The organism is Haloferax sp. Atlit-4N (genome assembly GCF_003383025.1).
GTDB lineage: Archaea > Halobacteriota > Halobacteria > Halobacteriales > Haloferacaceae > Haloferax > Haloferax gibbonsii.
This window is the reverse complement of the sequence record NZ_PSYY01000085.1, coordinates 1-462: the sequence shown is the minus strand read 5'-3', so window position 1 is coordinate 462 and position 462 is coordinate 1. Positions and strand designations below refer to the sequence as shown.

Genomic DNA, 462 nt, shown 5'->3' with positions numbered 1-462 from the left:
GAATCCTCTCGTCCGAAACGATACCATCACCTCCCATCACATACCCTACAGCCCGACGCTATATGTACTGCACTGCTGGGTTTACTAACATCTGCGCTTCGAAATCAGACTTCATCCTACCGGGATGAAGCTCGAGTAGTAGCGATTGGTGAAACTCGGATATTCTGGGCTACAAATCAGGAACGCTTACCGGTACGCCCCACTCACATGATGACGGAGGGGAATTGTCACACGCTTCCCTCCCCCCTGATTACAGAAAGTAGTATGTACGGTGCGAATAATCTGGCCGTGTCCATCAGACGCCTCTCAGGGCGAGACCTATATGGCGTGCTTGACCCGGACGCACTCTTTCAGCACGGTTCCGGCGAGTCGAAAAGTGATATAGCTGTTTCATTTGAACTCGACGGTTCTGACGTGATGGTCTATTCGACTGGAGAAGTTGTCGCTAGTATGTCAAATGGA

1 protein-coding gene is annotated in these 462 nt (G+C 50.9%); it reads left to right on the top strand.

Annotation, left to right across the window (positions count from 1 at the left end; all coding sequences use genetic code 11):
- Window positions 1-207: 207 nt before the first annotated feature.
- Window positions 208-462: HalOD1 output domain-containing protein (locus tag C5C07_RS22405; RefSeq protein ID WP_369333287.1), on the top strand; the 255-nt coding region annotated here is incomplete at its 3' end.